This is a genomic window from Stenotrophomonas sp. STK16_22 (assembly GCF_051984505.1).
Taxonomy (GTDB): Bacteria; Pseudomonadota; Gammaproteobacteria; order Xanthomonadales; family Xanthomonadaceae; genus Stenotrophomonas; species Stenotrophomonas maltophilia_A.
In genome coordinates this window covers 2,262,051-2,286,207 of record NZ_CP196972.1, presented here as the reverse complement: position 1 = coordinate 2,286,207, position 24,157 = coordinate 2,262,051, and the positions used below count along the sequence as shown (strand labels likewise).

The following is a 24,157-nucleotide window of genomic DNA, read 5'->3' as shown; positions in this document are numbered from 1 at the left end:
CCGCAACCGGCGGGGCAACGGCCTGCCCGCCACGGGGCAGGCATGAAGGCAGGCTTCCGGCAGAGCATGTCGTGGCTGCACACGTGGTGCGGCCTTACCTGTGGCTGGCTGCTGTGCGCGATCTTCCTGACCGGCACGCTCAGCGTATTCCGCGAGCCGATCACGCGATGGATGGAGGCCGGCCCCGTGTCGGTCTCCTCGCCAGCGGTGGACACCGCAACGCAGGCGGTGCGTGCGCAGCACTGGCTGGCCGCCAACGCCGCCGATGCCCGGGCATGGCAGATCCGTTGGCCTGCGCAGCACGGCTGGCCGCTGGAGCTGTCATGGGAGGATGGCGACGGCACTGCGCACGAACGCTGGGTGGATGCCGGCACCGGCATGCCACAGCCTCCACCTCGTCTTCGGGAAACCGAAGGCGGGCGCCACTTCATGTCCTTCCATTACACCCTGCACGGCGGCATGGCCGGCTACTGGCTGGTCGGCTGGATCACGGCCTGCATGCTGCTGGCGCTGGTGTCCGGCGTGGTGGTGCATAAACGCATCTTCAAGGACTTCTTCTCCTTCCGCCCGGGCAAGGGACAGCGCAGTTGGCTGGATGCGCACAACCTGAGTGCCGTGCTGACCCTGCCGTTCCTGTTCATGATCGGCTACACCGGGCTGACCTTCTTCTACAGCAGCTATCTGCCGTGGCCGGTGCATGCGGCCTATGGCGATGCCGATGACGCCTATGCGCGCTACGAAGCCGAGCTGGCGCCTGTGCAGCCAGCTCCGCCAGGCATCCTGGTATCCACCGCGCAACTGCCGGACCTGCAGCAACTGCTGGCACGCGCGCACGCCATCAGCGGGCAGCCACCGGCACTGATCGTGATCCAGGCGCCCGGCACCGTGCACAGCGTGGTGGAGGTGATCGGTCGCAAGCCCGTGGGGCGCGCAGACAGGCATCTGCTGACCGAGGCCAGCCGGGCGGCGTTCGATGCTGCCAGCGGCGCGCTGCTGCAACAGCATGGTGCACATCCGCATGTCATTGGCGCCGTACAGGTGCACGAAACCATCGAAGCACTGCACAAGGCCGATTTCGGCGGCTGGCCGATGAAGTGGCTGTACTTCATCAGCGGCCTGCTGGGCACGGCGATGATCGCCATCGGCACGCTGCTGTTCTCCATCAAGCGGCGCAAGCGCAGCGAGCATGAGTTCGGCGCGGCCACGGCGGGCATCTACCGCTGCGTGGAAGCCTTCAACGTGGCATCGCTGGCCGGGGTGGCGCTGGCAAGCATCGTCTACCTGCATGGCAATCGGTTGCTGCCATTGGGAATGAGCGATCGCAGCGCATGGGAAATACGCATTTTTCTTGCTGCCTGCGCTGCCTCGGTGCTGCACGCGCTGTGGCGCCCACCGCGCCTGGCCTGGATCGAGCAGTTGTGGCTGGCTGCAGCACTGTGCCTGGCGCTGCCGCTGGTGAACATGGCAACCACCGGGCAGGGGCTGCTGATGTATCTGCAGCGGGGCGCGTGGCAGCAGGCCGGCGTGGAGCTGGTCGCACTGGCATTCGGGTTGATGCTGGCAAGAATGGCCCTGATGCTGCAGCGCCGCTGGCCCCGGGCACCGGAGGCGGCGCGTACGGCCAAGCCTCCGGCCGGGCGGGAAGCGGCCTATCGCTGGCAGGTGGCGAGCCGTGTGCTGGCCGCCTCGCTGGGCGGCTACGTGTTCACCGCCGTTACCGCTGCGGCACTGGCGTTGTTGCTGCCCGCGCTGGTGGGGGTAAGGACGTCCGTTTCGGTCCTGGCCAGTTCACTGCTGGGGTTCGTGCTGTTCATTGCCGTTGCTGCGGGCGTCTTCAGTGCCCGCAGTGTTGGGAGGGTGTGGCTGAGTCTGGCGGCGGGGAGTGCCCTGATGGGGTTGCTGGTGGCGATGCTGCGGACGGGGTGAGGCCAGGGGGGGCGTTGGCCTGTCACATGCTTCCGTCCAGGCTCTTCCGGAAGAACGCCCCCAGCGCTGCAAACGGAATCAGATCGGTGCGGTCGTACAGATCCACATGGCCTGCACCCTTCACCCACAGCAGTTCCTTCGGTTGTCCCGCCAGCCGGTAGGCCTCCTCACTGAATTCCTTTGAATGCGCCTGATCACCCGCAATGAACAACATCGGACGCGGTGAGATGGTCTCGATGTCGTTGAACGGATAGAAGTTCATGAACTTCACGTTGCTGGTCAGCGTCGGGTGGGTGGTGAGCTGCGGTGATGAACCAGTCGGCGTGAACTCGCCGCGCGAAGTGCGGTAGAAATCGTAGAACTCGCGCTGGATCGGATGAGTATCTGCCTCAAGCCTATGCACCGTGCCGGAGGTGTACTGTGCGGCGCCGCCCTCGGCTTCGACCCAACGCTGGCGCGCGGCAGCAGCAATCACGGCCTTGCGCTGCTCGACGCTCTGCGAGCGGTTGAGGGCACTGCGGTTCGCAGCGCCCATGTCGTACATGCTGACGGTAGCAATGGCTTTCATGCGCGGGTCGATCTTGGCCGCACTGATCACGAAACTGCCACTGCCGCAGATGCCAAGCACGCCGATCCGTTCGCGATCCACCTGTGGCTGCGTGCCCAGGTAATCGACGGCTGCACTGAAGGCCTCGGCATAGATGTCCGGCGCAACTGCATTGCGGGGCTCGCCCGCACTTTCACCCCAGAATGACTGGTCGATAGCCAGGGTCACGAAGCCTTGTTCAGCCAGCTTCTGTGCGTAGAGATCCGCACTCTGCTCCTTCACCGCGCCCATGGGATGGCCCACGATGATCGCGGGCAATGCTTGCCCAGGCCTGCGGTTCTTCGGTACGTACAGATTGCCGACGATCTGCATGTGGTACTGGTTGTTGAAGCGCACCTTCTCGCTGGTGAGCTGGGTGCTGCGATAGAAGTTGTCCGCGCCGTGGGCCATGTCCTGTCCAACTGCAGTGAGGGGGATGGCCGCGAGGACCAGAGAAAGCATCAGCGTCTTCATTCGCGCATCTCCGAATACTGTTCGTCGCTTACTTTCTCCAGCCACGTCACCGGGCTGCCATCCACCGCCTCGGCAATCGCGATGTGGGTCATCGCCACTGTGGCACTTGCACCATGCCAATGCTTCACGCCCGGGGCGATCCACACGGTGTCCCCCGGACGGATCTGCTGGCGTGGCTGACCCCACTGCTGCACCCAGCCCACGCCTGCGGTCACGATGAGGGTCTGGCCCAGCGGGTGGGTGTGCCAGGCCGTGCGTGCGCCGGGCTCAAAGGTGACCGTTGCACCTCCTACGCGTGCCGGCGCAGGGCGTTGGAACCCGCCATCGATGCGCACGTTGCCAGTGAAGTAGTCAGCGGGGCCCGCCACGGACGATGCGCTGCCAGCAGGCGTTACGCTCAGATCATCGCTGGCCGGGCCGCCGCCGGTCGCAGGCGCAGCCATGGATATCAACGTACCGAGAAGCATGGACATGGGGAGTACTCCAGGAGTTGGGGGATTACCAGGCGTAGGCATTGGGCGCCTCGCCACCGGGGCCAGGCCAGATCGCATCCAGTCGAGCCAGTGAAACATCTGAGAGCTTCAGCGCAGGCGCCTTCAGGTTCTGCAAAAGCTGGTCCACCGTGCGCGGCCCGCTCAGCGCGGTGGTCACCATCGGGTTGTGCAGCAGCCAGGCCAGCGCCACGTCGGCGGGCGCCTCACCCAGTTCATCGCAGAACGCTTCATACGCTTCCAGCTGCGGGCGCAGCTGTTCGATACGCTGCAGGAGGTGCGGGGTAGCGCGTCGGCCATTGGCGACATTCTTCAGCACGCCGCCCAGCAGGCCCATGCCGATCGGGCTCCAGGGGATCAGGCCGAGCCCGTGGTAGCGCAGGGCCGGGATCACTTCCAGCTCCACCGTGCGCTGGGTCAGGTTGTACAGGCTCTGCTCGGCCACCAGGCCGAAGGTGTGCCGCGCGGTGGCCACGCCCTGTGCGGTGGCGATGTCCCAGCCGGCAAAGTTGCTGCTGCCCACGTAGGTGATCTTGCCTTCGCGGATCAGCTGTTCCATGGCCTGCCAGATTTCTTCCCATGGCGTGGCCCGGTCCACATGGTGCATCTGGTACAGATCGATGTGGTCGGTCTGCAGTCGGCGCAGGCTGGCCTCGCAGGCGCGGCGGATGTGGTACGCCGACAACCGGCGATCATTCGGGCCCAGCCCCATCGGCTGGTACACCTTGGTCGCCAGTACCAGACCATCACGCTTGCCACTGCGCTTGAGCCAGCGCCCGATGATCTCTTCAGACACGCCGAAGCCCTGCGCCATGTCCGGCGACTGCGGTCCGCCGTAGACGTCGGCGCTGTCGAAGAAGTTGATGCCGGCGTCCACGGCGGCATCCATGATGGCGAAACTGGTTGGCTCGTCGGCAAGCTCGCCGAAATTCATGGTGCCAAGACCCAGCCGGCTGATCTTCAGGCCCGATCGGCCCAGACAGGTGTAGTGCATGGGGGACTCCTTCAGGTATGGACAGGCAGGCGATGGTGCTGCGCCGAGCGCGCAGCGATGCAGGACGTGACCACCGAGCCCAACAGCAGGACAGCGCTGAACCAGAACGTGGCGCGGTAGCCCTGGTGGTCCAGCAGCAGGCCGCCCACGGTCGCACCGATGGCGATGGCCATCTGCACCACGGCTACCATCAGGCCGCCACCGGCCTCGCCGTCATCGGGCAGGGTGCGGGCCAGCCACGACCACCAGGCCACGGGCGCCGACGTGCCAAGCAGGCCCCACAGGGCGAACAACACCGCCACCCTCGGCAGCGTGTTGCCGAGCAGGATCATGCACACCGCCACCACGGCCATCAGTGCGGGCAGCAGCACCAGTGTGCGGAAGAGTGCCTTGTGCACGAAGGGCTCGATCAACAGCGTGCCGGCCAGGCCCGCAGCACCCATCAACAGCAGCAACAGCGACAACGTCGAAGGTGATACGTGCAGCGTGCCTTCCACGAACGGGCGCAGGTAGGTGAACAGCGAGAACTGGCCCATGAAGAACAGGCTCACGCCCGCCATGCCCCAAGCCACCGGCGGGCGCTTCAACAGCGCGAACACATTCCAGGAAGCGCGCCCGGCGGTCGCCTTCATCGATGGCAGCGCGGCGATCTTCCACAACAGGGCCACCACAGCCACCGGCACCAGCGAGAAGAACGCACCGCGCCAACCGATGATGGCGCCGAAGTAACTGCCCATCGGCGCCGCAATGACCGTGGCAAGCGCGTTGCCGCCGTTGACGATGGCCAGTGCGCGGGGCACCTGGTGCGAAGGAACCAGGCGCATGGCGGTGGCGGCCGACATGGCCCAGAAGCCACCGATGGCCACGCCGATCAGCGCACGGCCCAGCATGAACACCGGGAAGCTGGGCGCCATTGCCGCCAGCGTGCCCGAGAGGATCATCGCGGTGGTGAGGCCCAGCAGCAGCCATTTGCGGTCCAGCTGCCCGGCCAGTGGCGAGACCAACAGGCTGGTGACCAGTGCAAATGCACCGGACACCGCGATCGCCTGGCCTGCCTGGCCTTCACTGACCTGCAGGTCGGTGGCGATGGGCGTCAGCAGGCTGACCGGCATGAATTCGGAAGCGACCAGCGCGAAGGCGCCGAGTGACAGGGCCAGCACGGCACCCCATTCCCTGGGGGATGCCGAGCGGACAGGCGCGGCCGTGCTCGCCCCGGTCGGGGGGAGATTGAGTGAACTCATGAAGGTTTCCAGGCCCAGAAGGACGATGACGGCGGAAGGCTCCGGCGGCCGGACCTCCCGTGGTAGGGGAGGGCGCCAGTCTGGACCACACGCTGGCGTTTGATTAGATAATCAATTTCGAATGGGTCAATTAGTTGCGCTAATCAATCCCTGTGACACACTGCACGCATGGCACGACGCAACTTCAATGACCTGCTGGCTTTCGTGACCGTAGCGCGGGAGGGCAGCTTCACCCGTGCGGCAGGTGTACTCGGGGTTACCCAGTCCGCACTGAGCCAGGCCATCAAGACCCTGGAAGAGAGTCTCGGCATCCGGCTGCTGACCCGCACGACGCGCAGCGTTTCGCCGACCACGGCAGGCGAGCGCCTGCTGCAGTCGATCGGCAACCACTTCGACGACATCGAGATGGAGCTCGAAGCACTTACTGCATTGAGGGACACGCCAGCCGGGCAGGTCAGGATCACCAGCGGCGACCACGTACTGCGCACGGTGCTGCTGCCCAAGCTGATGCCGCTGCTGCACCGCTATCCGGACATCCGCATCGAATTCGACGTCAGCTATGCACTGCGTGACATCGTTGCCGACCGCTTCGACGCCGGTGTTCGCCTTGGCGAATCCATCGACAAGGACATGGTCGCCCTGCCCATCGGCCCACGCCTGCGCATGGCCACCGCAGGGACGCCGGGCTACTTCGCTGCGCACGGAATGCCGAAGGTGCCGGGCGATCTGACTGGTCACCGGTGCATCAACATCCGTCTTCCCACCAGCGGTGGACTGTATGTGTGGGAGTACGAGAAGAAGGGTCGCGAGATCAATGTGCGCGTGGATGGCCCGCTGGTGTTCAGCACGTCACCGCACATGGTCGATGCCGCGCTTGATGGCCTGGGCCTGGTGCATCTGCCCGTTGATGAGCTGGCACCCCATCTGGAAAGCGGCCGCCTGGTGCGGGTACTGGAGGACTGGTGCCCGCTGTTCCCCGGCTATCATCTGTATTACCCGAGCAGACGGCAGCCATCCCCGGCGTTCAGCCTGGTGCTCGAGGCATTGCGGGTCTAGGTCGATGTTGCCTCGATGACCGTCCGGCATCACAGCCGCGATGGGCTCACTGGAACAGGATCGCCGCCCTGCAGCCGGCCCTCGCGTGCGGGTTCTTCGCTACCGATCCGGAAACGTGCCGCATCCCAACCGATGCAGAACACGGCAAGAGTTTGACCAGGCGGAACGCACGCCTGGACAGCCCACCCGTCAACTGGGCGGGGCACGTTCTAGAGTACCTTGCAATGCGTATTCTGGACCTTCTGGACACACTGCGTTCACGGCCACCGACAACCGCACTCACCACACTCCCCCTTCCTTGCACACAAAGGGGTGCCACATGGCCACCTGTGATGTCTGCGGCAACAACTACGACAAGAGTTTCACCCTGCAGCAGGGCGGACGCAGCGGAACCTTCGATTCGTTCGAGTGCGCGATCCATGCATTCGCGCCGCGCTGCGCACATTGCAACTGCGCGGTGATCGGGCATGGCGTTGAAGGAAAGGGCCAGATCTTCTGCTGTGCACATTGCGCCGGTCATGCCGGTGTACAGGGTGTAGCGGACCGGGCATGAACTGCCTCGATTTGATCCTGCCGATTACGCAGAGACCAGCGACGAAAGTCGGACGACCCGGGCTGCGCCCGAGTCTGCCAGCACTGCCAGTGCACGCCGTTTCTGCGAGGGCATCGCCGCCACAGCTTCCAATGCCACCACGACCTCGAACTCCCTGGCGTTGGCGTCCAGCGCCGTGGCCAGGACACACGAGTCGGCCGTCATGCCAGTGAGGCAAAGACGGCGTACTCCCAGCTTGGCCAGCAGAATCGGCAAGGGACTGGCGAGGAACGCCGAGTGCTTGGGCTTGAGCACGAAATAGTGGCCGGGCAGGGGGGAGAGGGTTGTGGCAATTCGGGCAGCCGTCCCCCCGTCCCGCTGGCACTGCTCCACTTGCTGGCGGAAGTCCCGCTTCCAATCTGAGAAGTTGTCATTGGCATAGATGACTGGCCACCCTTGGTCATCGAAGTGGTCTCTCAGGCGGCGGATCTGCCGGGCCGCGTTCTCTGCCGCTGGCGCCAGCGCGTCTGCACCTGGGAAGTCGAAACGACTGAACATGTCGATGATCAGCAGGGCGGTAGAAGGGCGGCGTGCCATGCCTCAATCTCCTGTCTGCGCATGCGGCGCTTCGACCGGCTTGGACTGTGGCGAATCCTTCTGGCGCAGGAAGATGGTCAGCACAACCAGAGACAGCACGGCCAGAAACTCACTTTGCCAGTTCTGCATCGATTCGAACCAGAACGTGCTGCTGGCCAGGTGCTCGAGAAAGCCCGGCACTGGCAAGCCCTGCAGCCGCTGCTCGGCCTGCTCGGCTCGCCAGCTTCCCACTGCATGCAGCGTAAAGCTGGCTAGGAACAACAGGCCGAAGGCGATGGCAAGCGAATGGCCATAGATGATCTTCCATGCGCCACCACGCCTGACGGGCCAAGGCGTCGGCCCCGGCTCGATGCGATTCTGTTCCTGCACAGGGTCCAAGGGCCGCGATTCGGCCGAACCGCGCTGGCGCAGGCTCACTGTCAGAAGAACATACATCCCCATCTGCAGGAATTCGCTCTCCCAGTTCTCGAATGTGGCGCTGACGAAATGCCCGGTTGCCAGGTAGTGCCAGAAATCGATCGGCGTGCGTCCGTGCTGCACCAGCTCCTGGTTGTGCACGTGATGTCCCGCAACTGCCTGCCCACCAATGAATACGATGGTGAGCACAAGCAGCACCAGCGAGAGACCGTTGCGCTTCCACATGCAACACCTCGTTCAGGCTGTTTCAATGGCCGTGATGAAGCTTGCGCCGCCAGCGGGCCATGAGCTGTGAATCCGGCGCATCCAGTATGTGAGGCGGTCTCAACGTTTCCCTGATGGATCGGGATCAGGACGCTCGTAGTCCTCGGGTACAGCCTTGGGCCCATCGCCATCGTCGGGCATGTCGTGCTCCTTCCATCTGGCTCGATCATTGCGCCGCTTGTCCGGCGTATGTGCCTTCGACTGATCATCCACGTCCGTGGTCGGATTGAAGGGAAGCTTGTCGGTCATGGGTCGCTCCTGCAGCAGGAGGTTGAAGCTTGCGGCCAGTGCGGTTAACGCGGTGACGTCGCGAAATGAACACCATGCACACCGGGATGTCACCGCAGGGGGGAGGGGGGTGTTGCGATGCTGGAACCCCCTCTTGCTGGAGAACCGCGATGCAGGCATTGACCTACCACGGCCGCAAGGATGTACGCGTCGAGACCGTGCCGGACCCGGTACTGGCGGCTGATGACGATCTGATCCTGCGTGTTACCGCTACCGCCATCTGCGGCTCGGACCTGCATCTGTATCGGGGCAAGATTCCGGATCTGCACGATGGCGATGTTCTCGGCCACGAATTCATGGGCATCGTGGAAGAGGTCGGCAGCGGCGTTACTCAGGTAAAGCCGGGGGATCGGGTGGTGATTCCCTTCGTGATCGCCTGTGGTGAGTGCTTCCACTGTCGGCTGGCCGAGTATGCCGCTTGCGAAACCACCAATACCGGCAAGGGCGCGGCGCTGAATCAGAAGGGCCTTCTGCCGCCGGCCGCGCTGTTCGGATACAGCCATCTGTACGGTGGGGTTGCCGGTGGCCAAGCGGAGTTCGTGCGCGTGCCCAAGGCGAATGTGGGCCCGCTACGTATTCCGGAAGGCGTGGCCGACGAGCAGGTCCTGTTCCTGTCCGACATCCTGCCCACCGGCTACCAGGCCGCGCTGAACGCAGGGGTGAAGCCGGGCTCAACGGTGGCCATCTTCGGTGCGGGCCCGGTCGGGCTGATGAGCGCGGCCTGCTGCCGCCTGCTGGGGGCCGAGACCATCTTCATGATCGATCATCTTCGGTACCGCCTTGATTATGCGCGCCGGGCCTACGGGGTGACCCCCATCGATTTCAACGAGATCGAAGACCCGGCCGATTTCATTCTTGCCCACACCAGCGGGCGGGGCGTGGATGCCTGCATCGAGGCGGTAGGTTTCGAGGCCGAGGGCAGTGCGCTGGAGTCCGCATTGACCGCTGTAAAGCTGGAAGGCAGCAGCGGCGTGGCGATCCGGCAATGTATTGCAGCTGCACGCCGCGGCGGGGTGGTCAGCATCCCAGGGGTCTACGCCGGCTTCATCCATGGCTTCCTGCTGGGTGACGCGTTCGACAAGGGGCTGACGTTCAAGATGGGGCAGACCCATGTGCAGGGACTGATGCCGGAACTGCTCGACGCAATCATGGAAGGAAAGCTGGACCCGGGCGACATCATCTCGCACAGGATGCGACTGGCCGATGCGGCGCAGGGCTACGCGATGTTTGACGCCAAGGACGACGACTGCCGCAAGATCGTATTGACACCCTGAGCATGCCGCCATGAGCGCGATCGTCATGGCATGCGTCTATGCGCTCTGGTTGGCCGCCGGTTGGCTCGACTTCCATTTCCACCGGCGTACCGACCTGCCGCACACCTCTGCGTTGCGGGAAAGCGCATTGCACGGGCTGCAGCTACTGCTGATTGGTAGTGGCGTGCTGGCATGGCTCCTGCTGGAGAATACCCGGTCACTCGTCGCGCTCCTGGCGCTTCTGGTGATCGCACACGCGATCACCGGCTATTTCGACACCGTCAGCGCGGACGGCCGCCGGCGTATCAGTCCAGCGGAGCAGCACGTGCACAGCGTGCTCGATGCCGCGCCCTGGGTTCTGCTGGGCTGGGTCGGCTGGCACGCGCAGCCGCGGTGGTCGCTGAGCGTGGATCCTGCGGCGCTTGAGGCCTGGTGGCTCGTGCTGTTGCCGGCGCTGGTACTGGTGGTGCTGCCATGGCTGTGGGAATTGCAGCAGTGCCTGCGCGTGAGGCAGCAACGGCGTGGGACAGGTGCGTGAGGATCACTGCGCGGGGCATTCATGTGCCCGCCACACCTCCAAGACAGTGATATGACCGCCTGCCGCCTACGTTCATGACATATCTTCATTGCAGAAGCCCTCATGCAGGATGCGACGCCGCCATCATCGTTGATCAACCGCGCCCGCCAGGTGTTCGTCCAGCAGCCTGAACTGCCATTACCGGGATGCGGGCAGACACTGGATCGTTGGAGGGCGCTTGCGGCGTTGGGGGGCGAAGATCTCTGCCTGGCCAAGGTGCTGGAGGCGCACTACGACGCGCAGGCGATCATGGCCGAGTTGAAGGCACCGTTGGCTGCTGAAGGCCAACTGTGGGCTGTGTGGGCGGCAGAAGGCCCGGCGAGCACACTTCGCATCGACGCCGAGGGCAGACTGCGCGGGGACAAGCCTTGGTGCTCGGGCAGCGCCTGGGTGGATGCCGCATTGGTCACGGTTCGCAGTGCTCAGGGGGTGTGGCTGTGCCAAGTCGCAGCGGAGCACTGGGGTACGCTGTCGGGTGAGCCATGGCCCGCCGTCGGCATGGCCGGGATTCCGTCCACCACCGTGCGCTTTGATGCCGCGCCAATGGTGATATTGGGGGCTCGCGATGACTATCTGCAACGACCGGGCTTCTGGCATGGAGGCGCGGGTATGGCGGCGGTATGGTTTGGCGCAGCGGTCGCGTTGGCCGAACGCATGCGATCAGCCTGCACCGAGGGAAATCGTGCACGTCTACTGGGTGAAGTGGACCTCGCGCTGGCGCCGGCAGCGGCGCTGCTTCGCGAACTGGCGGCACGCATCGATGCCGAGCCCGAATCGGCGCATCGCGAGGACGTGGTGCGGATACGTTGCGTGGTCGAGCGTGCGGCTACGCGCGTGCTGGATCTGGCGGGTCGGGCCCTGGGCCCGGCCCCCATGTGCCTGGAAGATGCCCATGCCCACCGCTGCGCTGAACTGACCGTGTTCCTTCGCCAGAACCACGCCGACCGCGATTGGGAATGGCTGGGTGGGCAGCGGGCGGCCCAGGAGGCGACATGGGCGCTGTAGCCAAAGCACCGCTGCAAGGCGAAGGAACGCAGGAACAGGCGTGGCTGCGCTGCAATTGGCTCTGGCAGCAGCCGATTACGCCGGCAAGCGCGCTGTGCACCGGGCATGACCGCCTGGTGGTGGTCGCGCCGCACCCGGACGACGAGATCCTCGGCTGTGGCGGACTGCTCCATCACGCAGTGGGGCAGGGCATGGAGGTGAGCGTCGTTGCCGTGACCGACGGCGAAGCATGCTATCCGGGCGAGCCGTGGTGGACGCCAGGGCGCTTGCGGTCGGCACGGCGGGCGGAGCTTGCCGCGGCCCTTGGCGAACTCGGCATCCCGGCCGGTTCCATATTTCACCTGGGTATCGCCGACGGCGCGGTCAGCACGCACGAACAGGGCCTGGAAGGCTGGCTGCAACAGCATCTGCAGCCGCGTGACCTGATCCTGGCGCCATGGCGGTTTGATGGCCACCCCGACCATGAAGCGGCAGGGCGTGCTGCCTGCCACGCCGCCCGGGCGGTGGGGTGCCGCCGTCTGGAGTACCCGGTCTGGGGATGGCACTGGCTGGATCCGGCCTGTGCACATATGGCGTGGGAGGTGCCCAGACTGGTCGACATTTCAGCAGTAGCGGCCGCGAAACGAAACGCGATCGCGCATTTCCGGACGCAGACGGGCGACGTGCCGGGCTTGAACAGCCCTCCGGTGCTGCCCGCGCATGTACTGACCCGATTCTTCCGAAACTACGAGGTTTTCCTGGCATGAGCGCGCAACCGTACTTCGATGACCTGCATGAGCAGGAGGACCCGTTCGGCTACCGAAGCCGATGGTATGAAGAACGCAAGCGTGCACTGCTGCTGGCAAGCCTGAGCCAGCGTCATTTCACTCGCGGGTGGGAGCTGGGTTGTTCCAATGGCGTACTGACCGAGGCCCTGGCCGCCCGTTGCGAGCGACTTCTGGCAACCGACATCAGCCCGCGTGCTGCGTTCCAGGCGCGCCGCAACCTGGCCCACCTGCCGCACGTGCAGGTCCACTGCGCCAGCCATCCCGAGCAATGGCCGCCGGGCCGCTTCGATCTGATCGTCTGCGGCGAAATGGGCTACTACCTGGGAGCCGGCGCGCTGCGCGAGCTGCGCACCGGTATCGGGGAAGCGCTTCGTGATGATGGACTGCTGGTGGCCTGCCATTGGCTGCCCTCGTTCCCGGGGCGCGCGAGCCGCACCGAGGTCGTGCATCGATGCCTGGGTGAAGGCCTGCAGGAGGCCTTCCACTATCGCGACGCGGACTTCGTACTGCAGGGCTGGACGCGCGGCGCGATGTCGTTGGCCCGACTGGAGGGCCTGCGGTGATAGGCGTGCTGGTTCCGGCCCACAACGAGGCAGCCAGCATGGAGCGGTGCCTGCAGTCGATCAGGAGGGCGGCCCTGAATCCCGGGCTGGGTGGCGAAGCGGTGGAGGTGATTGTTGCGCTGGACGATTGTTCGGACGCCACGGAATCCATCTGCGCCCAGCAACGGGTTGATACGCTGCGGTTGGATGCACGCTGCGTCGGCATCGCCCGAGCCGCCGCCGCCGCCGAGCTGCTGGGCCGGGGTGCAAGATGGCTGGCGAGCACGGACGCGGACAGCGAGGTACCTCCTGAGTGGCTGGTCGCACAGCTTGAGGGACGCCGGGACGTCTTCTGCGGGCTGGTGGACATCGCAACGAACTGCAGCGCCGAGGAGCGCCTGCGCAAGGCGTTCCGGAGGCGGCAGCAATGGGGGGACGATCATGGGCGTATCCACGGCGCGAACCTGGGTGTTTCCGCCCAGGCCTATCGTGCGGCAGGCGGCTTTTCGCCACTGCACTGCGGGGAGGACGTCCAGCTGGTGAGGACATTGCAGCGTCTCGGCGCTGATGTGCGGTGGGCGGGGGCGCCGCTCGTCATGACCAGTGCCCGCCTGGCAGGGCGCGCGACAGGCGGGTTTTCAGCCTATCTGGCGGAGATGGGCGGGTTGGGCGCCGCACCGGCGGCGGGCCAGCCGATCCTGTTGGCTTGAAAATCAGCCGCTTCAGCGTGCCATGGCGGGATGCAACGGAAATGCTGTTAAAAACACCGGTTCGCCGGGCGATATGTGACCAATTCACGTTTGGCGTTTACGGTCTCTCAACGACACCAGCCTTAGATTGAGCGACCGGGAGAGCAGGAGCGCCACCATGCCGAACAGAGCCATTGTGTATGTCAGCGAAGCCGTCGCTGGATTCACGTCCGCGCGCTTGGAAGCACTGATGGAAGATGCGGCCCGCTTCAACCGATCAGCGGGTGTGACCGGCGTGCTTCTATTCGACGGCCGGCACTTCCTGCAATACATGGAGGGCCCCGCCGACGGGCTGGATGTGGCCTTCTCCCGCGTCAGTGGCGCCGGCAGTCACACCGACCTGATGGAGCTTGCTCGCGGGCGTGTCGGGCAACGGCGGTTGCCGTTCTGGCCAATGCGCTGCCTGCCAGTCAGTGCGGATGAGCTGCGGATGATCGCCCTTGCTGACTGGACCAGTTTCATCCAGCGGGCGGCGACGAACCAGGCGGGAGCTACCGCGATGGAAAAGCTCCTCTCGATCGTCGAACCCTATGCTAAAGCGGCCTGACTGGTCGATGCGTTGCTGTAGGCCGACCCTCCCGAATTTCGCAGGGCGGCGCAGGACAAGTGAAATGGGTTTTCCCTTGCTGACACACCACTGAGTTGACTGCGACGCAGGATCAGTGCGTGGTCAAGGGCGTGCAGGCATCGCCCATCACGCGTTGGACGGCCTGCTGCAACTGGGCGATGTGGAACGGTTTGGCCACGAAGGCCGCGCTTCGGTGGCGCTGCGGCACCAGTTGGTCGTAGACCGCAGACACAAACAGGAACGGGATGCCAAGCTCGGCCAAGCGATCGGCAACCGGAAAGACCACGCCGTCACGAAGCTCCACATCCAGCACGGCGCCATCGAACGTCTGCTTCTCCAACAGCCCCATCGCATCAAACACGCTATACGCATGGGTTACCTGGCCCCCTCCGTCTTCGAGCGCCTGCTCCATCAGTGCGGCCAGATCGAACTGATCTTCCACCAGCAGCAGGTTGCACCTGCGCCAGCTCATATCGGGTTGCATGCGCGCATGCCTGTATTGCCTCGGGAACTGCAGTGTGTGCTGTGCTGCATCAACGCTGCGCGTGTGGAATGTCAGCCCGGTGCGAAGCTGGGAAGGTGTCGCCAATGCTGTCGAGGTGGCGTGGAAAGAGCGCGGCGTTCCTTGACGGCATTTTGGCAGCGGCCATGGATTATTGCCGCCATCTTCGACACTGGAGCTTCTGCCATGCATCGACCTGGAACCGATCCCGCTTCGCCACGCGTGCTGCGTGTCGAGAGCATGTCCCTGGACTGCGGTGGCACCGCCGTTGTTGTAGAGCTTGACCGCACACCCGAACGGGTGTGGATGAAGTCGCTGAAGCGAGCCGTTCAGGCCAACACCGCCCTGGAGGGGGCGCAGGCCAAGTTCGATGGCCGTTTTGTGTATTTCGTGGGCATGGAGGAGAGTGGGAATCGCGTCCAGCATCACGTGATGCAGGCGCTGATTTCGGCGGAACCGGGCCGCGACCCGGCCAGGCCCAAGGGTTTCCCGGGCGCAGCACTCTCCAGCTCGATGACCGCCTGAGTGCGACCTGGGCCGATACGGCATTCCGCCTTGATTGCCACTGTCAGCCCATGCCGGCCGCCCTCGCGGCTGAAGCCCGCCATGTGCTGGCACGCGTGCGCACATCTGAAGCGCACGTTGCGTGTAGACGCGATGCGCAGCGGCCACGCCACAGCTCGACGCAACCTCCACACCGGTGTCACCGCGCGTACGATGCGCGTCGCTAAGGTAGGGCTGTCTGCAACAGCCGGTGGTGTCATGCCTCTTCGCGCAATTGCCTATGTAAGTGAAGCGTCCGACAGCCTGACTGCGGAACGACTGCAGCAGCTTGTGATGGACGCGGTGCTGTTCAATGAATCCGCCGATGTCACCGGTACGCTGTTAATTGATGGCAGCCGCTTCCTGCAGTACCTCGAAGGCCCCGAGGCTGGGGTCAACGGCGCGTACAAGCGGATCCTGGCAGCCGGCAGCCACAGCGGCGTGGTTGAGCTCAACCGGGGGAGGGTGGGGCGGCGGCAATTCCCCCATTGGCGGATGTGCTGCGTGCGGGTGGATGAACTGGCGCTGGGAAAGATCGCCATCTCCGACTGGACAGGCTTCGTGCGCAGCGCATCGGCGCTGGCTTCAGGCACCAGCGCGCTCGATCGCCTGTTGTGGGTGACGCAATCAAATCTGGAAGGCGTTGCCAGCCGCGCTATCGAACCTGACGGCTGGGTGGCGCGATGAATACAACTCCGTCGCCGTCTGGTCCGGTACGCATCGGTTGTGCCGGCTGGTCCCTGTCCCGGTCGGCGCAGGAAGCCTTTGGGCAGGGCAATAGCGTTCTTCAACGCTATGCCACCCGCCTGCCCATGGTCGAGATCAACTCCTCGTCCTATCGTCCGCACTTGCCCAGTACCTATGCGCGGTGGGCTGCGAGCGTACCGGACCATTTCCGTTTCGCAGTGAAGATGCCGCGCTCGATCAGCCATGAACATCGGCTTCGCGATGCAATGCCGCCGCTGCAGCGGTTCCTTGATGGGGTGCTGGCACTGGGTGACAGGTTGGGTCCGCTGTTGCTCCAGTTGCCACCCAGCCTGGCATACGAACCGGCGACGGCGGAGAGCTTTCTGCAGGGTCTGCGCGAACGCGTCCAGGTCGATGTGGCCTGTGAGCCGCGCCATCCCAGTTGGTTCACTACGGAAGCGGACGCCCTGCTGAGCGACCATGGTGTTGCACGGGTTGCCGCGGACCCGGCACGGGCGCCCTCAGCCGCGATTCCTGGCGGGGACCGCTCCTGGAGCTATTGGCGCTGGCACGGCCAGCCACAGATCTATCGCAGTGCGTACTGTGAACAGACCCTGGCGGAGTTGGCGCAACGGCTGCGGCGCGAAGCCGACACGCAACGATCAGTCTGGTTCGTACTGGACAATACCGCGCTGGGCCACGCCACAAGCAACGCCCTGCGCCTGCAGGCCTTGCTGCAGGAGGACGAGCATGCCTGAGGGCCCATCCATTGTCCTGCTGTGCGAGGCTGCGAGGCATTTCAAAGGGCACGTCGTCCGCGCGGTTTCAGGGAACAGCCGGATCGATCTGTCGCCACTTCAAGGACGCAGGGTGAAAACCGTTCGAAGCTGGGGCAAGCATTTCCTGTTGGAGTTCAGCCACCAGACCCTGCGCATCCATCTGATGATGTTCGGCAGCTGGCGCATCGACGAACGGAAGCCAACCCCTGCGCGGGTGTCCCTGGGGTTCGACAATGGCGAGCTGAACTTCTATGCCTGTTCCGTAAAGCTCATTGGCGAGCCATTGGACGACGTCTATGATTGGCGCGCGGATGTGTTGAACGATGCCTGGGATCCGAAGCTGGCTCGGCGCAAGCTGAAGGCAATGCCGGACGTCCTGGTCTGTGACGCGCTTCTGGACCAGACCGTCTTCGCCGGCGTCGGCAACATCATCAAGAACGAGGTGCTGTTCCGCATAGGCGTGCACCCGGCCACTCGCTTGGGCAACCTGCCGCCGCGCAAGCTCACCGCCTTGATCACGCAGGCACGCGCCTACAGCTTCGATTTCCTGGAGTGGAAGCGCCGCTTCGCGTTGAAGAAGCACTGGCAGGTACATACGCGCAGGATCTGCCCGGTCTGCGGTGGCCCGATCAGCAAGCTGTACATGGGTACCACCCGGCGGCGCACCTTCTTCTGCCCGAACGACCAGGTGCTGTACGAACCCTGAGGCCGCCTTCCATGGCGGCCGGGCTGCATTCCCCGCGGCTCAGGCAGCCTGCGCGGCCTTGGCGTTGCCGCCGCCCTTGGCCAGCAGGGTGAGCTTTTCATCGGTCGCCTTCTCTTCCTCCAGCGTCTCCAGCAGCAAGGGGAGGGCATCCTTGTAGCCCAGCTGTTTGGCCAGCGCGGCGATGGTGCCGTAGGACGCAATTTCGTAATGCTCGACCTTCTGCGCGCCACCAATCAGCGCGGCATCACGCACAGGGCCCATGTCGATGCTGTCGATCACTTCCTTACCTTCCTCTACCAGACCCTCCATCGCCGCGCACTTGATGCGCTTCAGGCGGATGCCAAGCACCTCCACCACCTGGTCGATGCGCTCGATCTGGCCCTGGGTTTCTTCCAGATGCGTTTCGAACGCCGCCGCCAGATCCGGATTCTCGGCCGCACGGGCCAGGCGCGGGAGGGCCTTGGTCAGCTGCTTCTCGGCGCTGTAGATGTCCGAGAGTTCGTGGATGAACAGGTCTTCCGCCGTCTTGATAGCCATAGTGGGCTCCGCGTTGAGTGGAGCGCTCAGCGTAGGCGTCGCCCGGTTGCGCCAAAGCAGGGGCCAGGTGAAGGCTGCATGGGAACGTCAGCAGAATGCCTGCGCGCCGTCTTCACGAAGCGGCGCCCGTCACCGTGTGTGGCTGCATTTCGCTGCCGGCAGGCCTTCGGCATGGCTTCACGATGGCATCGTAGCTTGGGGCTGCTTGCGTCCCCGGTCGATGGCCTCCGTCGGAACAGCGCTGCAAGCCCTGCCGGGCAGCGCCTTGCACCAGGACATCCCCACGCGGGTCTGCCGCCGTCGCGGCCCCCTTCAGGCCTCGGCGGCCGCGTCCGCATCGCAAGGCATGCAACGCTCTTTCTTGAACTTGATGTCTGCAGCGGTCTTCGCCAGTGCCTCGTAACGCTGGCGTATCTCTTCAAGGTGAGCGGGCTCCATCGATTCCAGGTTCAACAGCTCCTGGTTGGCATCCTTGCTGACCCGGATCAGTTCATCCAGCTTGATGTGCAGCGCGGCCGTATCGGCGTTCTGCGTATGCTGGATCAGGAACACCATCAGGAAGGTCACGATGGTCGTCCCCGTATTCACCACCAGCTGCCACGTATCATTGAAGTGGAAGGCCGGCCCACTGGCGGCCCAAGTGATGATCACCCCCAGCGCGGCGACGAATGCGCCCAGGCTGCCGGACAATCGTGCCGTTGCGGCCGCCACACGGGCAAAACCGCGCCCGATCACGCGTCACCTCCCGCGGCCTCCTTATCCGTGCGGCGGTCTGGCAGCGTGACCCGCTCCCCAAGGCGCTTGGCCTGCTCTTCGGGGGTTGGTGCAGCAACAAAGGGAGAGATCGGGTCACTGGCGGGGAAGGTTTCCTGCAGCGCTTCGTCATGGTTGCGGCGGTTGTGCAGCTTCGCCTGCAGTGGACTGACAGGATCGGGATTCTGCGCTTCCGGGTCCGGGTGGGGAAGGTCTTTCTGATCACGTTGCATGGTGCGGTCTCCAGGTTGGGTGCCACGGCTCAGGTGACGCGCCCAGCATAGGAACTGCATCGTGAGCGGCCCCATCAAGGGCGGAGCAACGTGGCGTCAAGCCTTCAGGCAAAGCGCGTTAACAATCAGCAGGGCGGGGGTGTTCGGGGTCGGCCGCGACGGCGCCAGGCCATCACCTGGCCCACCACGGCCGTCAACAGCAACATCGCATTGGTCACCACGAAGACGGTGCTGCCCAGCATCGCGCTGTACACGGTAAACAGCGCGGACGCGGTCATCTGGCCCACGAACAGCCACTTCGATACCGCCTCGGGGTTTGGCGACTGCCACTGCTTCACCATCTGCCGGATCAACGTCGCCATCAGGACCGCCGTGGCGATCCAGCCAAGTACATCGGGATGCATGATCGCCTCCTATCGTGCAGATGACTCACGCTAGCCCTTGGCCGCGCAACGGCGTAGCAAGGGGGGTGAAGGTGGCATTCCACCTCCTGCGCCCTCACACCATTCACTCCGCAGCAGCGAGAATGGCCTACCGGGCGCGCCCATTGCGCGGCCCGCCCGCCGAATGCAGGAACGCTGAAATGTCCAACACCCCCTTTGGTGAATCGTCATGCGCTGCCGCCGCCAGCGGTTGCGTCGAGGTGCGTGGTGCCCGCGAGCACAACCTCAAGAATGTCGACGTTTCCATTCCGCGTAACGCACTGGTGGTGTTCTCCGGCGTATCAGGCTCCGGCAAGTCATCGTTGGCCTTCGGTACCGTGTTCGCCGAAGCGCAGCGGCGCTACTTCGAATCCGTCGCGCCCTATGCAAGGCGCCTGATCGACCAGGCGGGCGTGCCCGATGTGGATGCCATCGACGGGCTGCCGCCGGCAGTGGCCCTGCAGCAGCAGCGCGGCGCCAGCAATGCGCGTTCATCGGTGGGCAGCGTGACCACGCTGTACAGCCTGGTGCGCATGATGTACTCGCGTGCCGGTGCGTACCCGGCCAACCAGCCCATGCTGTACGCCGAGGACTTTTCGCCCAATACGCCACAGGGCGCCTGCAGCACCTGCCATGGCCTGGGGCATGTCTACGAAGTAACCGAAGCGCTTATGGTTCCGGACCCGTCGCTGAGCATCCGTGAGCGCGCCATCGCTTCCTGGCCGCCGGCATGGCATGGCCAGAACCTGCGCGACATCCTGGTCACGCTCGGCTACGACATCGACATACCGTGGAAGAAGCTGCCGAAGAAGGACCGGGACTGGATCCTGTTCACCGAGCAGGCCCCCAGCGTGCCGGTCTATGCCGGGTTCACGCCCGCCGAGACCCGCGCCGCACTGAAGCGCAAGCAGGAGCCCAGCTACATGGGCACCTATACCGGCGCGCGCCGCTACGTGCTGCACACCTTTGCCAATACCCAGAGCGCGCTGATGCGCAAGCGCGTGTCGCGCTACATGGAAGGCCGGCTGTGCCCGGCCTGCCACGGAAAACGCCTGAAGCCGGGGGCACTCTCGGTCACCTTCGCCGGCGTGGATATCGGTGAGTTCATGCGGCTGCCGCTGGACCAGCTGGCGGCGCTGCTGGAGCCCATCGCACAAGGTGATTTCGGCGCGCACAGCAAGGGCGCTCGCACCAGCAGGAGCGCGACACCCCGCGATCGCGCCCGGAGGGCCACGAGTGGCCAGGCGACTCACGAGGGTGCCCCCGACGTGCGGCTGACCTCCGCCCTGTCCGAAGAGAAGCGCTTGGCAGCACAACGACTGGCAGGCGGGGTCATGGCCCGTGTACGGCAATTGCGTGACCTGGGCCTGGGGTACCTCTCGCTGGACCGCGCCACGCCAACCCTGTCGGCCGGCGAACTGCAGCGCCTGCGGCTGGCCACCCAGCTCAGCTCGTTGCTGTTTGGCGTGCTGTATGTGCTCGATGAACCCTCGGCCGGCCTGCATCCTGCCGACAGCCAGGCGCTGTACGACGCGCTTGAGCGGCTGCGCGACGGCGGAAACTCGGTATTCGTGGTTGAACATGACCTGGAGTTGATGCGCCGCGCACAGTGGCTGGTGGATGTGGGCCCACAGGCGGGGGAACACGGCGGGCGCGTGCTCTACAGTGGCGAGCCCGATGGCCTGCGCCACGTCCAGGAGTCGCGCACGGCCCTGCATCTGTTCGATCAGGTGCCGGCGCCTGCCAGCCAACAGCGCAGCGCCAACCGCTGGCTGGAATTGAAGGGCATCCACCGCCACAACCTGCGGGGCGTGGACGCGCAGGTGCCGCTGGGGCTGCTGACGGCGGTGACCGGTATTTCCGGCTCCGGCAAGTCCAGCCTGATGGCGCAGGCGCTGCCCGAGCTGTTGCTGCTGCACCTCGGGCATGAGCCCGCGGACGACAGCGCCGATAGCGCGCCCACCGACGGCCCGACCGTGATTGAAACGACGCGGGGCACATTGGCAGGCGATGTAGGCGCCATCCAGCGGGTGGTGCAGGTCGACCAGAAGCCCATCGGCCGCACGCCACGCTCCAACCTGGCCACCTATACCGGGTTGTTCGATCACGTACGCAAGCTGTTCGCCGCGACACCCGCCGCGCGCCGCCGTCGTTTCGATGCGGGTCGCTTCTCGTTCAACGTGGCCAAGGGCCGGTGCGATACCTGCGAAGGCGAGGGCTTCGTCAGTGTCGAACTGCTGTTCATGCCCAGCGTCTATGCGCCGTGCCCCACCTGCCACGGCGCCCGTTACAACGACGCCACGCTGAACGTGCAATGGAATGACCGCAACATCGCCGAGGTTCTGCAGATGACGGTTGACCAGGCGCATGCGTTCTTCAGCGAGGAAGAGGCCATTGCCCGGCCGCTGCAGTTGCTGCAGGAGATCGGGCTGGGCTACCTGCGGCTCGGCCAACCGGCCACCGAGCTTTCCGGTGGTGAAGCGCAACGCATCAAGCTGGCCACCGAACTGCAGCGCAGCCAACGCGGGCGCACGCTGTACGTGCTGGACGAACCCACTACCGGCCTGCATGCCTCGGATGCGGACAGGCTGCTGGTGCAGCTGCAGCGGCTGGTGGACGCGGGCAATACGGTGGTGATGATCGAGCATGACATGCGCGCGGTCGCACAGGCGGACTGGGTGATTGACGTAGGCCCCGGAGCTGGCGGGGCAGGGGGCACCATCGTGGCGAAAGGGACGCCACAACAGGTGGCGCACGCCAAAGGCAGCAGGACGGCGCCGTACCTTGCGAAGGAGCTGGCGTCCCTGTAGCGCCGAGCCATGCTCGGCTATCGATGTCCGGCGCCGGAAGGCCAGCATCGAGGCAGCGCCTTTCAACAGGAAACGGGCTCCGGCGCGATGCCGGAGCCCCGGTTACTCACTTCTCCTGCAGGAAGTTCAGCAGATCCTGGTTGACCTTGTCCTTGTGGGTGTCGGTCAGGCCATGCGGCGCACCCGGGTAAACAATCAGCCTGGCGCCCTTGATCAGCTTCGCCGACTGGCGGCCCGAGATGTCGATCGGCACGATCTGATCGTCGTCGCCGTGGATGACAAGGGTGGGCACATCGAACTTCTTCAGGTCGGCGCGGAAATCGGTGGCCGAGAACGCGGCGATGGAATCGTAGGTGTTCTTGTGGCCACCCTGCATGCCCTGCGCCCACCAGGCATCGATCAGGCCCTGCGACACCTTTGCGCCCGGGCGGTTGAAACCGTAGAACGGGCCCGACGGGATGTCCTTGTACAGCTGTGCGCGGTTGTCCATCTGCGCCTTGCGGATGCCATCGAACACTTCGATCGGCAGGCCATTGGGGTTGTCGGCGGTCTTCAGCATGAGCGGCGGCACCGAGCTGATCAGCACCGCCTTCTTCACCCGGCCGGTGCCATGGCGGCCGATGTAGCGCGCCACTTCGCCGCCGCCAGTGGAGAAGCCCACCAGGGTGACATCATGCAGGTCGAGCGTGTTGATCACCGTGGCCAGGTCATCGGCGTAGTGATCCATGTCGTTGCCATCCCAAGGCTGGCTGGAACGGCCGTGGCCACGACGGTCATGCGCGATGACGCGGTAGCCGTGGTTGGCCAGGAAGATCATCTGCGATTCCCAGCTATCCGAGTTCAGCGGCCAGCCGTGGCTGAAGGTAACGACCGGGCCGTCCTTCGGGCCCCAGTCCTTGTAGTAGAGCTGCACGCCATCGGCGGTGGTGATGTAGCTGGCGGTGCGCGCGATGCTGGTGACTGCCGCCGGCTTGGCCGGTTCGGCGGCCTGCGCGGACAGGCCGGCCTGGACCGAGAGGGCGAGGGCGGCAACGGCCAGGGAACGGGCAAAGGTGTTCATGCGGGGCGTCTCATGGGTGGGTGGTGAGACGTACTTTGCGGCCGAAATCGGGCGCCTGGATGATGACATGTACGAATTTCTTGATAGATCGTCCTGAGCAAGCGTGCCCACGCGAAAGGCCGTCGTGCCGCCTGTTGACAGGGTAGAATGATCGTTCTACCTTGGCGCCGTGAACACAACTACCTCCGATACCCAGCAGAAGATCCTGGCCACGGCCGAGGCGCTGATCTACCAGAACGGGATCCACGCCACCGGCATGGACCTGCTGGTGAAGACCTCCGGCGTTGCCCGGAAGAGCATCTACCGGCACTTTGAAAACAAGGACCAGGTGGCCGCTGCGGCATTGAACGCGCGCGACGTGCGCTGGCTCACCTGGTTCCAGCAGGAGTGCAACAAGGCCGACACCCCGGAAGCGTGCATCCTCGGCATGTTCACCGTGCTCAAGGGCTGGTTCCAGTCCGAGGGCTATCGCGGCTGCGCCTTCATCAACACCGCAGGCGAGGTCGGCGACCCCGATGATCCGATTCGCCACATCGCCAGACATCACAAGCAGAAGCTGCTGGATTACACGCTGGAACTCACCACGCAACTGGATATCCAGCAGCCGGACGCACTGGCGCGGCAGCTGCTGGTTCTCATGGAAGGCGCCATCACCGTCTCGCGCGTGATGGGTGACTACAACGCCGCAGACACTGCAAGGGATGTTGCAGAAGTGCTGTTGGAGCAGGCCAGGCGCTGACGCCTGAGTCATCAAAATCCGTCGAAGCACCCCGTTCATCCATTTGATTGGAGGCCCCA

The 24,157-nt window shown here is 64.8% G+C and carries 29 protein-coding genes; 16 read left to right on the top strand and 13 right to left on the bottom strand.

The features are described from left to right. The first annotated feature begins 42 nt into the window (after nt 1-42). Nucleotides 43-1,926 (top strand): PepSY-associated TM helix domain-containing protein, encoded by a 1,884-nt coding sequence (locus tag ACSYAO_RS10600; protein ID WP_197655507.1) that lies wholly within the window; start codon nt 43-45, stop codon nt 1,924-1,926. A gap of 22 nt (nt 1,927-1,948) precedes the next feature. Here ACSYAO_RS10600 and ACSYAO_RS10595 read toward each other — a convergent pair whose 3' ends face one another. Genes ACSYAO_RS10595 through ACSYAO_RS10580 form a run of 4 tightly spaced genes read right to left on the bottom strand, consistent with a single transcriptional unit; the run spans nt 1,949 to nt 5,712 of the window. Then, nucleotides 1,949-2,986 (bottom strand): alpha/beta hydrolase, encoded by a 1,038-nt coding sequence (locus ACSYAO_RS10595; protein ID WP_049422285.1) that lies wholly within the window; start codon nt 2,984-2,986, stop codon nt 1,949-1,951. After that, nucleotides 2,983-3,459, bottom strand: coding sequence for a (R)-mandelonitrile lyase (locus tag ACSYAO_RS10590; protein ID WP_197655506.1), 477 nt, complete (start codon nt 3,457-3,459; stop codon nt 2,983-2,985). Before ACSYAO_RS10590 ends, ACSYAO_RS10595 begins: the two co-directional genes overlap by 4 nt. Before the next feature lie 25 nt (nt 3,460-3,484). Further along, the gene (locus tag ACSYAO_RS10585) at nt 3,485-4,471 is read right to left on the bottom strand and encodes an aldo/keto reductase (RefSeq protein WP_049463416.1); all 987 of its coding nucleotides are present in this window, start codon (nt 4,469-4,471) and stop codon (nt 3,485-3,487) included. An 11-nt stretch (nt 4,472-4,482) separates the two neighbouring features. Continuing rightward, entirely contained in the window at nt 4,483-5,712 is a 1,230-nt protein-coding gene (locus ACSYAO_RS10580; RefSeq protein WP_049463415.1) for an MFS transporter, read from the bottom strand. A 168-nt stretch (nt 5,713-5,880) separates the two neighbouring features. On the opposite strand from ACSYAO_RS10580, the gene ACSYAO_RS10575 reads away from it, so the two are divergent. Continuing rightward, the gene (locus tag ACSYAO_RS10575; RefSeq protein WP_006367409.1) at nt 5,881-6,768 is read left to right on the top strand and encodes a LysR family transcriptional regulator; all 888 of its coding nucleotides are present in this window, start codon (nt 5,881-5,883) and stop codon (nt 6,766-6,768) included. 319 nt (nt 6,769-7,087) lie between these two features. Beyond that, nucleotides 7,088-7,321 carry a hypothetical protein gene (locus tag ACSYAO_RS10570; protein WP_049463413.1) on the top strand — a complete coding sequence of 78 codons (234 nt, stop codon included), beginning with the start codon at nt 7,088-7,090 and terminating at the stop codon, nt 7,319-7,321. A 24-nt stretch (nt 7,322-7,345) separates the two neighbouring features. Here ACSYAO_RS10570 and ACSYAO_RS10565 read toward each other — a convergent pair whose 3' ends face one another. The 3 genes from ACSYAO_RS10565 to ACSYAO_RS10555 form a co-directional block, all read right to left on the bottom strand. Beyond that, nucleotides 7,346-7,897, bottom strand: a complete 552-nt coding sequence (locus tag ACSYAO_RS10565) for a cysteine hydrolase family protein (RefSeq protein ID WP_049463411.1) — start codon at nt 7,895-7,897, stop codon at nt 7,346-7,348. Between the two features lie 3 nt (nt 7,898-7,900). Continuing rightward, on the bottom strand, nt 7,901-8,539 hold the full coding sequence (locus tag ACSYAO_RS10560; protein ID WP_049463409.1) for a DUF6766 family protein: 639 nt from the start codon (nt 8,537-8,539) through the stop codon (nt 7,901-7,903). A 99-nt stretch (nt 8,540-8,638) separates the two neighbouring features. Then, nucleotides 8,639-8,827, bottom strand: a complete 189-nt coding sequence (locus tag ACSYAO_RS10555; protein WP_080356586.1) for a hypothetical protein — start codon at nt 8,825-8,827, stop codon at nt 8,639-8,641. Nucleotides 8,828-8,976: 149 nt separating this feature from the next. Here ACSYAO_RS10555 and ACSYAO_RS10550 point away from each other — a divergent pair, with 149 nt between their 5' ends. The 7 genes from ACSYAO_RS10550 to ACSYAO_RS10520 all read left to right on the top strand — a co-directional run bounded on the left by ACSYAO_RS10550 (nt 8,977) and on the right by ACSYAO_RS10520 (nt 14,306). Further along, nucleotides 8,977-10,140, top strand: coding sequence for a zinc-dependent alcohol dehydrogenase (locus tag ACSYAO_RS10550; RefSeq protein ID WP_049463407.1), 1,164 nt, complete (start codon nt 8,977-8,979; stop codon nt 10,138-10,140). A gap of 10 nt (nt 10,141-10,150) precedes the next feature. Further along, nucleotides 10,151-10,657, top strand: coding sequence for a hypothetical protein (locus ACSYAO_RS10545; protein ID WP_049463406.1), 507 nt, complete (start codon nt 10,151-10,153; stop codon nt 10,655-10,657). 102 nt (nt 10,658-10,759) lie between these two features. Continuing rightward, nucleotides 10,760-11,701, top strand: a complete 942-nt coding sequence (locus ACSYAO_RS10540; RefSeq protein ID WP_149908503.1) for an acyl-CoA dehydrogenase — start codon at nt 10,760-10,762, stop codon at nt 11,699-11,701. Beyond that, entirely contained in the window at nt 11,689-12,447 is a 759-nt protein-coding gene (locus tag ACSYAO_RS10535; protein ID WP_049463403.1) for a PIG-L deacetylase family protein, read from the top strand. The genes ACSYAO_RS10540 and ACSYAO_RS10535 overlap by 13 nt, the downstream gene beginning before the upstream one ends. Continuing rightward, nucleotides 12,444-13,031, top strand: a complete 588-nt coding sequence (locus tag ACSYAO_RS10530) for a class I SAM-dependent DNA methyltransferase (protein WP_049463402.1) — start codon at nt 12,444-12,446, stop codon at nt 13,029-13,031. The genes ACSYAO_RS10535 and ACSYAO_RS10530 overlap by 4 nt, the downstream gene beginning before the upstream one ends. Further along, complete coding sequence (locus tag ACSYAO_RS10525; protein WP_049463401.1) at nt 13,028-13,720, top strand: glycosyltransferase; 693 nt, start codon at nt 13,028-13,030, stop codon at nt 13,718-13,720. The genes ACSYAO_RS10530 and ACSYAO_RS10525 overlap by 4 nt, the downstream gene beginning before the upstream one ends. Nucleotides 13,721-13,877: 157 nt before the next feature. After that, nucleotides 13,878-14,306 carry a BLUF domain-containing protein gene (locus ACSYAO_RS10520; RefSeq protein WP_049463400.1) on the top strand — a complete coding sequence of 143 codons (429 nt, stop codon included), beginning with the start codon at nt 13,878-13,880 and terminating at the stop codon, nt 14,304-14,306. A gap of 112 nt (nt 14,307-14,418) precedes the next feature. Here ACSYAO_RS10520 and ACSYAO_RS10515 read toward each other — a convergent pair whose 3' ends face one another. Next, nucleotides 14,419-14,811, bottom strand: coding sequence for a response regulator (locus ACSYAO_RS10515; protein ID WP_049463399.1), 393 nt, complete (start codon nt 14,809-14,811; stop codon nt 14,419-14,421). 204 nt (nt 14,812-15,015) lie between these two features. On the opposite strand from ACSYAO_RS10515, the gene ACSYAO_RS10510 reads away from it, so the two are divergent. The 4 genes from ACSYAO_RS10510 (at nt 15,016) to ACSYAO_RS10495 (ending at nt 17,544) form a co-directional block, all read left to right on the top strand. Further along, a complete protein-coding gene (locus ACSYAO_RS10510) occupies nt 15,016-15,354 on the top strand; it encodes a hypothetical protein (RefSeq protein ID WP_053091051.1) in 339 nt (112 codons plus the stop codon). 237 nt (nt 15,355-15,591) lie between these two features. Then, nucleotides 15,592-16,059 carry a BLUF domain-containing protein gene (locus ACSYAO_RS10505; RefSeq protein ID WP_049463398.1) on the top strand — a complete coding sequence of 156 codons (468 nt, stop codon included), beginning with the start codon at nt 15,592-15,594 and terminating at the stop codon, nt 16,057-16,059. Then, entirely contained in the window at nt 16,056-16,817 is a 762-nt protein-coding gene (locus tag ACSYAO_RS10500) for a DUF72 domain-containing protein (RefSeq protein WP_049463396.1), read from the top strand. Before ACSYAO_RS10505 ends, ACSYAO_RS10500 begins: the two co-directional genes overlap by 4 nt. Further along, nucleotides 16,810-17,544, top strand: coding sequence for a DNA-formamidopyrimidine glycosylase family protein (locus ACSYAO_RS10495; protein ID WP_049463395.1), 735 nt, complete (start codon nt 16,810-16,812; stop codon nt 17,542-17,544). The genes ACSYAO_RS10500 and ACSYAO_RS10495 overlap by 8 nt, the downstream gene beginning before the upstream one ends. Before the next feature lie 39 nt (nt 17,545-17,583). On the opposite strand, the gene ACSYAO_RS10490 is transcribed toward ACSYAO_RS10495, so the two are convergent. The 4 genes from ACSYAO_RS10490 to ACSYAO_RS10475 all read right to left on the bottom strand — a co-directional run bounded on the left by ACSYAO_RS10490 (nt 17,584) and on the right by ACSYAO_RS10475 (nt 19,471). Continuing rightward, the gene (locus tag ACSYAO_RS10490) at nt 17,584-18,081 is read right to left on the bottom strand and encodes a YciE/YciF ferroxidase family protein (RefSeq protein ID WP_049463394.1); all 498 of its coding nucleotides are present in this window, start codon (nt 18,079-18,081) and stop codon (nt 17,584-17,586) included. Nucleotides 18,082-18,393: 312 nt separating this feature from the next. Then, nucleotides 18,394-18,816 (bottom strand): low affinity iron permease family protein, encoded by a 423-nt coding sequence (locus ACSYAO_RS10485; protein ID WP_049463393.1) that lies wholly within the window; start codon nt 18,814-18,816, stop codon nt 18,394-18,396. Continuing rightward, entirely contained in the window at nt 18,813-19,067 is a 255-nt protein-coding gene (locus ACSYAO_RS10480) for a hypothetical protein (RefSeq protein ID WP_049463392.1), read from the bottom strand. The genes ACSYAO_RS10485 and ACSYAO_RS10480 overlap by 4 nt, the downstream gene beginning before the upstream one ends. Nucleotides 19,068-19,192: 125 nt before the next feature. Further along, complete coding sequence (locus tag ACSYAO_RS10475) at nt 19,193-19,471, bottom strand: hypothetical protein (RefSeq protein WP_049463391.1); 279 nt, start codon at nt 19,469-19,471, stop codon at nt 19,193-19,195. Between the two features lie 179 nt (nt 19,472-19,650). On the opposite strand from ACSYAO_RS10475, the gene ACSYAO_RS10470 reads away from it, so the two are divergent. Beyond that, on the top strand, nt 19,651-22,299 hold the full coding sequence (locus tag ACSYAO_RS10470) for an excinuclease ABC subunit UvrA (protein WP_197655505.1): 2,649 nt from the start codon (nt 19,651-19,653) through the stop codon (nt 22,297-22,299). Nucleotides 22,300-22,405: 106 nt separating this feature from the next. Here the strand turns inward: ACSYAO_RS10470 and ACSYAO_RS10465 are convergent, their stop codons facing one another. Next, entirely contained in the window at nt 22,406-23,359 is a 954-nt protein-coding gene (locus tag ACSYAO_RS10465; RefSeq protein ID WP_049463389.1) for an alpha/beta fold hydrolase, read from the bottom strand. A gap of 169 nt (nt 23,360-23,528) precedes the next feature. On the opposite strand from ACSYAO_RS10465, the gene ACSYAO_RS10460 reads away from it, so the two are divergent. Beyond that, nucleotides 23,529-24,098 carry a TetR/AcrR family transcriptional regulator gene (locus tag ACSYAO_RS10460; RefSeq protein WP_049463388.1) on the top strand — a complete coding sequence of 190 codons (570 nt, stop codon included), beginning with the start codon at nt 23,529-23,531 and terminating at the stop codon, nt 24,096-24,098. Nucleotides 24,099-24,157 lie beyond the last annotated feature (59 nt).

Bases quoted from the DNA above. Each gene is read 5' to 3' on its own strand.
- ACSYAO_RS10600 (WP_197655507.1), top strand. From the start codon at position 43: ATGAAGGCAGGCTTCCGGCAGAGCATGTCGTGGCTGCACACGTGGTGC.
- ACSYAO_RS10595 (WP_049422285.1), bottom strand. From the start codon at position 2,986: ATGAAGACGCTGATGCTTTCTCTGGTCCTCGCGGCCATCCCCCTCACT.
- ACSYAO_RS10590 (WP_197655506.1), bottom strand. From the start codon at position 3,459: ATGTCCATGCTTCTCGGTACGTTGATATCCATGGCTGCGCCTGCGACC.
- ACSYAO_RS10585 (WP_049463416.1), bottom strand. From the start codon at position 4,471: ATGCACTACACCTGTCTGGGCCGATCGGGCCTGAAGATCAGCCGGCTG.
- ACSYAO_RS10580 (WP_049463415.1), bottom strand. From the start codon at position 5,712: ATGAGTTCACTCAATCTCCCCCCGACCGGGGCGAGCACGGCCGCGCCT.
- ACSYAO_RS10575 (WP_006367409.1), top strand. From the start codon at position 5,881: ATGGCACGACGCAACTTCAATGACCTGCTGGCTTTCGTGACCGTAGCG.
- ACSYAO_RS10570 (WP_049463413.1), top strand. From the start codon at position 7,088: ATGGCCACCTGTGATGTCTGCGGCAACAACTACGACAAGAGTTTCACC.
- ACSYAO_RS10565 (WP_049463411.1), bottom strand. From the start codon at position 7,897: ATGGCACGCCGCCCTTCTACCGCCCTGCTGATCATCGACATGTTCAGT.
- ACSYAO_RS10560 (WP_049463409.1), bottom strand. From the start codon at position 8,539: ATGTGGAAGCGCAACGGTCTCTCGCTGGTGCTGCTTGTGCTCACCATC.
- ACSYAO_RS10555 (WP_080356586.1), bottom strand. From the start codon at position 8,827: ATGACCGACAAGCTTCCCTTCAATCCGACCACGGACGTGGATGATCAG.
- ACSYAO_RS10550 (WP_049463407.1), top strand. From the start codon at position 8,977: ATGCAGGCATTGACCTACCACGGCCGCAAGGATGTACGCGTCGAGACC.
- ACSYAO_RS10545 (WP_049463406.1), top strand. From the start codon at position 10,151: ATGAGCGCGATCGTCATGGCATGCGTCTATGCGCTCTGGTTGGCCGCC.
- ACSYAO_RS10540 (WP_149908503.1), top strand. From the start codon at position 10,760: ATGCAGGATGCGACGCCGCCATCATCGTTGATCAACCGCGCCCGCCAG.
- ACSYAO_RS10535 (WP_049463403.1), top strand. From the start codon at position 11,689: ATGGGCGCTGTAGCCAAAGCACCGCTGCAAGGCGAAGGAACGCAGGAA.
- ACSYAO_RS10530 (WP_049463402.1), top strand. From the start codon at position 12,444: ATGAGCGCGCAACCGTACTTCGATGACCTGCATGAGCAGGAGGACCCG.
- ACSYAO_RS10520 (WP_049463400.1), top strand. From the start codon at position 13,878: ATGCCGAACAGAGCCATTGTGTATGTCAGCGAAGCCGTCGCTGGATTC.
- ACSYAO_RS10515 (WP_049463399.1), bottom strand. From the start codon at position 14,811: ATGCAACCCGATATGAGCTGGCGCAGGTGCAACCTGCTGCTGGTGGAA.
- ACSYAO_RS10510 (WP_053091051.1), top strand. From the start codon at position 15,016: ATGCATCGACCTGGAACCGATCCCGCTTCGCCACGCGTGCTGCGTGTC.
- ACSYAO_RS10505 (WP_049463398.1), top strand. From the start codon at position 15,592: ATGCCTCTTCGCGCAATTGCCTATGTAAGTGAAGCGTCCGACAGCCTG.
- ACSYAO_RS10500 (WP_049463396.1), top strand. From the start codon at position 16,056: ATGAATACAACTCCGTCGCCGTCTGGTCCGGTACGCATCGGTTGTGCC.
- ACSYAO_RS10495 (WP_049463395.1), top strand. From the start codon at position 16,810: ATGCCTGAGGGCCCATCCATTGTCCTGCTGTGCGAGGCTGCGAGGCAT.
- ACSYAO_RS10490 (WP_049463394.1), bottom strand. From the start codon at position 18,081: ATGGCTATCAAGACGGCGGAAGACCTGTTCATCCACGAACTCTCGGAC.
- ACSYAO_RS10480 (WP_049463392.1), bottom strand. From the start codon at position 19,067: ATGCAACGTGATCAGAAAGACCTTCCCCACCCGGACCCGGAAGCGCAG.
- ACSYAO_RS10475 (WP_049463391.1), bottom strand. From the start codon at position 19,471: ATGCATCCCGATGTACTTGGCTGGATCGCCACGGCGGTCCTGATGGCG.
- ACSYAO_RS10470 (WP_197655505.1), top strand. From the start codon at position 19,651: ATGTCCAACACCCCCTTTGGTGAATCGTCATGCGCTGCCGCCGCCAGC.
- ACSYAO_RS10465 (WP_049463389.1), bottom strand. From the start codon at position 23,359: ATGAACACCTTTGCCCGTTCCCTGGCCGTTGCCGCCCTCGCCCTCTCG.